Consider the following 7921-nt stretch of genomic DNA (forward strand, 5'->3'; position numbering starts at 1 on the left):
GAGATACTGGCGGCCGTCATGCCGCTGATCGGGCCGGCCCTCGCGCCGCCGCCCGCGACGCCCTCGCGAGCACCGGGGGTGTGCGGTCGACCCCGTACCCCCGGGGTCCCGGCGTTCGCGCTGTGACGTGCCCGGGGGCACCGGCCCCGGCGAGGGACGCCGCGTGATCACGCTTCCGGCAACACAGCCCAAGCCCCGGCGGGCTCTCAAGTGGATCACGACCGACCCTAGTTCACCTGCAGCCAGGCGAACGACAGGGGCGGCATATGGCGGGATCAGGGGAAGACCCGCATCCAGGCTCTCTTCCGCTTCGCCCGGCACCACATGGGCGTGCTCTTCGCGATGCTCCGCGACGGCACCTTCTACGAACCACGCACCACCGGAACAGCCACCCCAGACCACTCAGCCTTGAGGGCATAGAGGCACCCCCCGCACCTTGGTCGTGTGCCATCAGCGTTTGGGAGGCTGGGGCCCTTCGACGGCGGTCGCGCGCCGGCTGGCGGGGCCCCGCGGCGCGGGCCGCACCGGTCCCCCCCACTCGATGGTGGTCCACAAGGCCGCACTCGGCCTGCTGCGCGGCGCGGCGGCCCCGGCCGACGCGCAACCGTCCTCCAGGGCGAGGCCGGCCGTGTCGGTCACAGGACGGTGCCGGGGAGAGACGCTATTGCGGCTTGTGAGGGTGTGGAGAGTCGAGGTCGAGCACCTGCACCAGGTCCGACAGCAGTTCGGCGTAGGCGACGACGGCGCCAGCCGGCCTGACCCGCCCACCGGCCCCTCGGGGGCAGGCGGGCCAGCCTGCCGGGATGAGCGCGATGCCCGGTGAACTCCGCTGCGGGCACTGCCGCGGCTGCGGCCCTGAACGCCGAGCACTACCCTGCGCGTCTCTCAGTCGACAATGCGCGTGCACACATAGCCGAGCACAGTGAGGCCTTCGGCTGTGCACAGCCGATCGGAGGCGCCGCCGACTTCGGTCTGAAGCAGCTGGTAATCAGCACCGTGGTGGCGGCCCCAGCACATGGCGGCCCGCCACAGCGCGCGTCCGTATCCGTGGCCGCGTGTCTCGGGCAGGACGCCGAAGTATTGCGGGAGGAGCTGGCTGCGGCTGGCTGCGTCCGACATGGTCTCCATGGGGCCGATCGCTCCAAGGATGCGGCTGCCGTCGGCGATGGTGAGCACCGGTCCGACGCCGCCCGTCTGCATCTGCTCGTGCAGGAATGCGAAGCCGTCGGCTTTCATCTCCTCAGCGAATGCGGCGAACGACGCCCGCATGCCGGTGTCGTGCTCGTGCCACGGGCGTACGTCGGCGCTGGGCTCGGGCTCCTGGAGGCCGGGCGTGAACGTCTTCAGCTGTACACGGGTGCCGGTGCCGTGCGCGTAGGTCTCGGGCTGCTCGAGGTTGAGGAGTCAAATGATCCGGGCGCGTGCCGCGCCGTGGACGACGGCGAGCTTTACGGCCAGGGCGGCCCCGGATGTCAGGCTGTCGGGCTGCTGCCCGAAAACATGGACCTTGACTGTACGCCCGCCACGCTCGGTCATAGTGGGCACGAGGGTCTGCTGCTCGGTGTGCTGGATGTCGCCGGTCAGGATCTGCTCAGCCTTCACGGTGCTCCAGCGGCGGTCCTTGTCGTACGGCAGGAACTCTCCGGTACCGGCCACCTCGCACACCGCGCGGAACAGGTCTGGCAAGGGTGCCTCGGGGTGGACGGGGCCGAGGGTTGGCACGTATGGCACGGGCAACACGGGATGAATCCAGTCCCAGTGGAAGCGCATAGCCGCACGCTACTCACCTGCCGCATGCGGTGCAGGCCCCGGCCGAAGGTGGCCGGGACCTGCACGCTTACGACCTGCTCGTGGTCAGGTCAGTGCGGGTTGTCGTCGCCCGCGCTGCACGAGCACTTCACGGTGTCCATGACCGTGTCCAGGTCGCCGACGGTCCTCACCTGGGTGACCGGCGGCACGGCCAGTCCGACGGGCCGCGTGAAGTACGGCAGACCCTCGCCTGTCGGCGAGTCGTCCGGGAGTGGGCGACGGGGGGAGATCTCGACAGCTACAGCCGTCATCGTTGTTCGTGTGCCCCAGGCCCCTCCCCGCCACCGACAACGCGGGCTCGTGCAGGGGCTCCTCAGCTGTGCCCGTCCTGTCCACGGGAGGCATGTCCAGTCAAGTACAGAAACGGGGAGAAGCAGGCTGGTCGTCGACGCGATCTGCGCTTCCTGCTGTTCCCGGCGCTCGTGCGCGGATTTTTGAGACCGGCGCGCGCCCGGGCGCGTGTCGCAGTGCCGTGGCTGGGCCTCATGACGGGATGTTGATGCAGCTCAGCGCAGGGGTGGACTGCAAGAAATACCAAGATCGCCGCAGGTGCGGGAGGGGTTTTCGGATAGAGATCCGAAAATCAAGCCGATTCCCCGTGTGACCTCTACGAAAGTGTCCGATCAGTCCCGCGTTGTGCTGCAGTTGGGGGCATATGACCGAATGGCACAGGGCAGAGGGTGTCACTACAGTCACGGAGCGCGAACCCGCGCTTTCCACGACCCGGGTCCGCGCTCCACAGCATCTCGATCTACAGGAGAAGCCCTTGACTGCCTCCCCGTTCAACCGCGGGATCAAACGCCTTCGGCGCCGGTCCGCGCATGACCATAACAAAGCCGTTGTCCACGGCGACACGCCCGGCAACATGGAGGCAACACCCGGCAACACGCCTGCGGTGTCCCCCGCGGAGCAGGCTCTGGCCACTCCGGCGCTCATTGTCGTCCCCGGCTCTCCCAGCTGGGTGGATCTCGCAACTTCCCTGGTAGCGGTGGCTGTCTGGGCGGTACTGACCTGGCGCAGCCGCCCCGGCGGGCCTCCGGTGTCCTGATGATCTGAGGGCCCACGTCCCCGCGGCCCTCACCGTCATCTGCGTGCATCCGCACGACGAAACGGATGCACTCACACCGCTCTTCGTCACGAATCCCGGGCGACGATCCCCATTTCGTCGCCCGGGAAAGCCACCGATAAGGGGAAATCACCACGATGGGGAACACTTTTGCTCAGCCGACCTGCAAACAGTGCGGCAAGGAGCGGCGCCTTCAAGCCACCGGACGGCCCGGCGAGTACTGCAGCACCGCCTGCCGCCAAAGGGCACGCCGGCAACGGCAAGCTGCCGAACAGGCGCCGGACACCGAAGAGTTCGACCAGGCCCTGCGGGTCCAGCTCAACCAGATCCTGCACCTGTCCCGGGACCTGCTGCACGCCCTAGACCAGCCCGGCACCCCGGTCACAGCACCCCTGGAGCAGATGGCCCGCCTCCAGGTCCTTGCCGAGCGCCTCACTCCGAACATGGTGGCCAGAAGCAAGCAGCGGGGCGCCTCCTGGGAGCAGATCGGAACGCCGCTCGGCATGAGCAAGGACACCGCACGCAAGAAGTGGGCATCCGCCCGCCGCGCACCCTCCCTTCAGCACCCCGCCGCCTCTGTGATGCCCCCGCCGCCGTCAGTGCCGTCCCTGGGCCCCGCCGGCACAACACCCAGCCGGTACAGCACCAGCAGCGGCACGGACGGCCCAGCACCCGCCGCACCGACACTGCCGGCCATGCCGGTGGCGGTACCTCCGGCGACCCTGGCCGGGCAGGACCTCGCCAACGTCCTCAGCAGCCTCCAGCGGGCCTCCGGACTCAGCCTGAGAGCCCTGGCCACCCGCACCGGGCTCTCCGCAAGCCACCTCTCACGTCTGATGTCCGGCGAACGCTTCCCCACCTGGAAATACGCCGCCGCACTCGCCCGCGCCTGCGGCGCCGACCCCGAAGTCCTACGCCACGTCTGGGAAACCTCCAACGCCCGGCGCGACAGCCAGGCCTCCCCCACCTCACTCGCCTCCGCACTGCGCTTCCTGCACCTGCGAGCAGGCAGCCCCACCCCCTGGTCCATCGCCGTCACCAGCGGCAACCAGCTCGACCAGGACCGCATCACCAACCTCCTCAACGGCACCACCACCGGCGAATGGGAAGAAGTCGAACGCCTCATCCAGGTCCTCGACGGCGAAACCACCTACTTCCTGCCCCTATGGGAAGCCGAAACCCCCAGCCAGCCGGGCCCCACACCACAACCGCCCACCACAAGAACCCCCGCCCACGACGACCCCCCACCAGCCAGCACCCGAGTCGAAGACCTCCTCATCGCCTTCCAAGGCGCACTAGGCGGAGCCACCACGCGCACAGCAAGCCCATCACCCACCCGCCGATGCCTCGCCACCCCCATACGCCCCGCCGCCTTCTGGAACGGCCGCTGACCAAACGCCGAACGATGTGACCGGCGAGCGCACCCGCTCGCCACCAGGAACACACACCAGCCCCGCGCACCCCGGCGGGCCCGGGACAACTGCAGCCCGCCCTTCGGCGGACTTCTCGGCGCACCCATCGCGGCCAGTGGACGGGGACTTGGGGCCCCGGTGTGCTGGGCCGGGGCGATGGACACGCCCAGTCTGAGGGTCCGGGCGACGGGTGCTGCACCACCGGAGTAGGACGGCAGCACAGTGGCGGTTGACGATGAAGAGCAGGGGGTGGGCGGCGGTGGGTTGCCCACCCGCGGGCCGAGGGGAGAGCGCGGTTGCGATGTGCCAGGTGACATGGCATCCGTGACGGCCTGTGGTCGCGACGCGCCAGGGATCTGCGCAGCGCGGCGCCGAGAACCTGGTGCTCCCGCTGTGGGGCCGGAGCGTCCCTTTGCCGAGCGTCCGTGACGGGCTCCGATGCGCCTGGCGTCGGGCGCCGTGCCACCGGTGTGGGCCCATCAGGCTCCGGTCAGGCGGATGGACGAGAACTCATCGTTGAGATTCCTGCCGTGCAGGTAGACGGTGTTCTCGTAACGCGGTTTGAACGTTTCCCTGACCACGTCGTTTTCCACGTACATCACATCGCCCTCGTGGTCGGCATCGGTGAACAGCGCGATCGTGTTGCCAGTGCGGTTACACACCGACGACGCCGTGTCGTTGAACCCGACCTCCCTGAATCCGCCGCGGCCGGCCTCGCCTTCGCCGCGCTCGAACGTTCCGGACACGGGGCGAGCCTGACGAAGCGTCCGCTGCGCGCACCCCCGCCGCTGACTCCGCTACGCCGCGCGTCCTCCCTACGCCGGACACCGTCAGGTATCCGGCGCCCTGGGGCTCAGCTGCTACTCGACGGCCGGGGGTCCAGCGTGCGGCGTACGGCCCACTTGAGGGCACCTCCATCCGCGCGCAGCCTCACCGTGCGTTCAGCGCCCGCCGGGCCCGAAGGATGACGTTCTGCGCGTCCACCCCGTACACCGCTGACTCCCGCAGCGTGTCCCACACCCGCAGGTAGGTAGCAATGGAGTCGGCATCGTCCAGCCACAGCTCAGCGTGCCAGTCTTCTGTGATGACGAGCCGGTCGTCCAAGACCCAAAAGGCGTTCGCCGCGGGGATCTTCAGCGAGGCGCTGAGCGGGACGATCCCCAGTTCGACCGTGTCCATACCGACCATGCCCGCGAGCCTGTCCAGTTGGGCCGCGAGCATGGACGGCGAGCAGATGAGTGCGTGCACGGCCGCCTCCCATACCAGCGCGTGGAATCGGTGACCTGCCTCGTACAGCCATTCCTGCCGGCGCATACGGGCTCGGACGGCTTCGTCGGTGTCGCGGGTCGTCCCGTGAAGGTCCGCGTACCGAAGGAACATCGCCCGCGCATAGTCGGCGGTCTGGAGCATGCCGGGGACGACAGCCTCCTCCCACGCGCGGATGATCCCGGTCCGGGAGACTTCCAGGTTCCAGCCGTCCTGCACGGGACGGTGGCCGGCAGCGAGCTGGCGGCGCCAGGAACGGATGTGGGACTCGAAGCCTTTGAGACGGGCGTCGAGTTCGTCGAAGGCATCAGGGCTGTCAACACCCCCAGCCCAGGCACGCAGGTCTTCGCTGGTGGCGGTCTGCTGCCCGTTCTCCAGCTTGTAGACCTTGGAGTGCCCCCAACCGAGCCGCTGGGCGAGTTGAGTGCCGGTGAGCCGACCCCCAGGGGCCGAGAGGCGCAGTTCTCGAAGACGGACCCCGAGGGCTTCCCGGGCCTGCTGGAAGTCGGTACTCACTGGCTCCCCGTCAGTGCTGCCGCAGCTGCGCCGCGAACTCGTAGTAGGGCACGGAGACATGCACGGCGGCATCTCGGATCTGGCAGTACCCCAGGACCGCGGCAGGCTCGGTGATGACCTCCAGGTCGCCGAGGACGTCCTGATCGTCGAAGTGGAGCACGACGACGAGACGGCTGTCGAAGACCCAGAAGTCCTCGTCTCCCAGGTGCGCACGGACCGCGTCCTTGCGCCAAACGGCACGGACGTCCTCACCGGTGGCCGCGTTGGTCCGCGCGTAGCTCAGAAGGAACCGCTGGCCGTCGGTGGGCGGGTCATCGACGACGCGGACCCGGCCGACGCACTTGCCGTTGTCGGTCTGCTGGCGGATGTTCGTGCACCAGTCGCTGTCGAGGTCCATGGGGGCCTCGCCCGTCTGCAGGAACTCGTCGAAGCCGAGGTCTTCGCGGTCCGAGGCGTAACCGCCCCTGGTCTCCAAGTGCCAGGCCGTGTACTCGAAGGTGCGGAAGAGCTGCCCGAACTCCTCCAGGCTGATCACCTTGCGCACGCGCTGCGTCTCCTTGGGGGCGTGGTTCACGAGCAACTCGCGCGGCACCACGACGGCAGCGTCTCCCGGGCCGAAGTGCTGGAGCTGGGCGAGGGCGTCGGGGTCGGTGAGTGGTGTGCCCTGGACGATGACCTCGCCAGAGCCCGTGTCCTCGTGAAGCGCCGGGCAGCTGCCGTTCTTGCTGTCCGTACCGGTGAACCGCAGTCGTCGAGCCATGTCGCCTCCGTCATCGGGTGGGCCACCAGCATCACCGTGCTGCAAGCCCGTGCACTACAGCGTGCCGCCCCCTCCGTGAGACCACACGAGAACATTCGGACTGCTTGCGAGAACATTCGAGAACATCGCATCGCGTGCGTCAACAGTGTCTTCGTACGGTCTCGTTCATGGCCTCACCTCCCAAGCACGCAGTTGACCCGTTCGTTGCTGTGGAGTTTCTCCGCGCGGCACTGGACCGGGCCGGGATCGTCCTGCCGTCCCTCGCGGTCGACCCGGCGACACCCGCCCTCGCCCTGGTGGAGCTCGGTCGTGTCCGCGCCGACGTGGCCCTGCGCCTGGCCGAGGCACTCCAGCCCCGAGGAGCAGCAGCATGACCACCACAACGGACGTCCCGCCGGAAGTTCTGGGCGCACTGGCTGAACATCTGCCGGGACTAGACGGCCTGCCCTGCGAAAGGGCCCGTGGTCGCGGCTGCGTCTGGTGCGGCCAGCACCTGACCGCCGAGACCGCCGTCGACCTCGGCGAGCAGGTCGAGCAGCCCGACGCCCTGCGCTGGTTCCCTCGGGGCTGTCACCCGTGCACGGCCGACCGGGCGCACCGCTCGATGCTCGACCACGCCTCGTTCTGCCCGCTCTGCGCGCACGCGGATTTGGCGGCGGACTGTGTCCTCGGCCGGGGCCTGTACCGCCTGCAGAGGGAGTGCCGTCGATGACTCCGAAGACAACCACGGCACCAACGATTGCGCTCGGGGCGAGGGCGGCCGGCTACTGCGGGGAGTGGTATCCCGGCCAGCGCGGGTTCTGTACCCGGCCGCCCCACGCGGATATGCGGCACGTCGATCACTACAGGGGAGAGAAGGCCATCACGGACGCCGGGGGCTACGTGCGGACGACCTGACCTGAACTCCGCTCCCCGCGCACGCCGACGCACAGGGAGCGGGCAGGGCCTCCAGCGTTCCCCTCGACGGCGTATCGCGGCGGGAGCAGCTCTGGAGACGCAGGACCGTCCCTGGCCCCCGTCAGGGGCGGTCCTGCACACGAACGCCCGCCTTGCGGGAGCACCCAGTGCCCCCGGCCGGGGGCCGCTCGTCTA

At 69.1% G+C, this 7921-nt stretch carries 9 protein-coding genes; 3 read left to right on the top strand and 6 right to left on the bottom strand.

Features of this window, described 5'->3' with window-relative positions; genetic code table 11:
• Nucleotides 1-885: 885 nt before the first annotated feature.
• The 3 genes from ABZ471_RS46620 to ABZ471_RS46630 form a co-directional block, all read right to left on the bottom strand.
• Nucleotides 886-1269: a GNAT family N-acetyltransferase gene (locus ABZ471_RS46620; protein ID WP_359075230.1), complete on the bottom strand. Its 384-nt coding sequence runs from the start codon at nucleotides 1267-1269 to the stop codon at nucleotides 886-888.
• 135 nt (nucleotides 1270-1404) lie between these two features.
• On the bottom strand, nucleotides 1405-1770 hold the full coding sequence (locus ABZ471_RS46625; RefSeq protein WP_359075231.1) for a hypothetical protein: 366 nt from the start codon (nucleotides 1768-1770) through the stop codon (nucleotides 1405-1407).
• Between the two features lie 89 nt (nucleotides 1771-1859).
• Entirely contained in the window at nucleotides 1860-2060 is a 201-nt protein-coding gene (locus tag ABZ471_RS46630; protein WP_359075232.1) for a hypothetical protein, read from the bottom strand.
• Between the two features lie 952 nt (nucleotides 2061-3012).
• Here ABZ471_RS46630 and ABZ471_RS46635 point away from each other — a divergent pair.
• Nucleotides 3013-4266: a helix-turn-helix transcriptional regulator gene (locus ABZ471_RS46635; RefSeq protein WP_359075233.1), complete on the top strand. Its 1254-nt coding sequence runs from the start codon at nucleotides 3013-3015 to the stop codon at nucleotides 4264-4266.
• 500 nt (nucleotides 4267-4766) lie between these two features.
• On the opposite strand, the gene ABZ471_RS46640 is transcribed toward ABZ471_RS46635, so the two are convergent.
• From ABZ471_RS46640 to ABZ471_RS46650, 3 genes are all read right to left on the bottom strand, one after another.
• Entirely contained in the window at nucleotides 4767-5033 is a 267-nt protein-coding gene (locus tag ABZ471_RS46640) for a peptidase inhibitor family I36 protein (RefSeq protein ID WP_359075234.1), read from the bottom strand.
• A gap of 184 nt (nucleotides 5034-5217) precedes the next feature.
• Complete coding sequence (locus ABZ471_RS46645; RefSeq protein WP_359075235.1) at nucleotides 5218-6069, bottom strand: helix-turn-helix transcriptional regulator; 852 nt, start codon at nucleotides 6067-6069, stop codon at nucleotides 5218-5220.
• A gap of 10 nt (nucleotides 6070-6079) precedes the next feature.
• Entirely contained in the window at nucleotides 6080-6829 is a 750-nt protein-coding gene (locus tag ABZ471_RS46650) for a DUF6879 family protein (protein WP_359075236.1), read from the bottom strand.
• Nucleotides 6830-6996: 167 nt separating this feature from the next.
• On the opposite strand from ABZ471_RS46650, the gene ABZ471_RS46655 reads away from it, so the two are divergent.
• A complete protein-coding gene (locus tag ABZ471_RS46655; protein WP_359075237.1) occupies nucleotides 6997-7203 on the top strand; it encodes a hypothetical protein in 207 nt (68 codons plus the stop codon).
• A complete protein-coding gene (locus ABZ471_RS46660; protein WP_359075238.1) occupies nucleotides 7200-7541 on the top strand; it encodes a hypothetical protein in 342 nt (113 codons plus the stop codon). Before ABZ471_RS46655 ends, ABZ471_RS46660 begins: the two co-directional genes overlap by 4 nt.
• Nucleotides 7542-7921: the final 380 nt, after the last annotated feature.

The sequence above is a fragment of the Streptomyces sp. NPDC005728 genome, from assembly GCF_040630895.1.
In the GTDB taxonomy this organism is placed as follows: domain Bacteria; phylum Actinomycetota; class Actinomycetes; order Streptomycetales; family Streptomycetaceae; genus Streptomyces.

Excerpts from the sequence above, each read along its gene's own strand:
- ABZ471_RS46620 (WP_359075230.1), bottom strand. The coding sequence starts at position 1,269 with ATGCGGGCGTCGTTCGCCGCATTCGCTGAGGAGATGAAAGCCGACGGC.
- ABZ471_RS46625 (WP_359075231.1), bottom strand. The coding sequence starts at position 1,770 with ATGCGCTTCCACTGGGACTGGATTCATCCCGTGTTGCCCGTGCCATAC.
- ABZ471_RS46630 (WP_359075232.1), bottom strand. The coding sequence starts at position 2,060 with ATGACGGCTGTAGCTGTCGAGATCTCCCCCCGTCGCCCACTCCCGGAC.
- ABZ471_RS46635 (WP_359075233.1), top strand. The coding sequence starts at position 3,013 with ATGGGGAACACTTTTGCTCAGCCGACCTGCAAACAGTGCGGCAAGGAG.
- ABZ471_RS46650 (WP_359075236.1), bottom strand. The coding sequence starts at position 6,829 with ATGGCTCGACGACTGCGGTTCACCGGTACGGACAGCAAGAACGGCAGC.
- ABZ471_RS46655 (WP_359075237.1), top strand. The coding sequence starts at position 6,997 with ATGGCCTCACCTCCCAAGCACGCAGTTGACCCGTTCGTTGCTGTGGAG.
- ABZ471_RS46660 (WP_359075238.1), top strand. The coding sequence starts at position 7,200 with ATGACCACCACAACGGACGTCCCGCCGGAAGTTCTGGGCGCACTGGCT.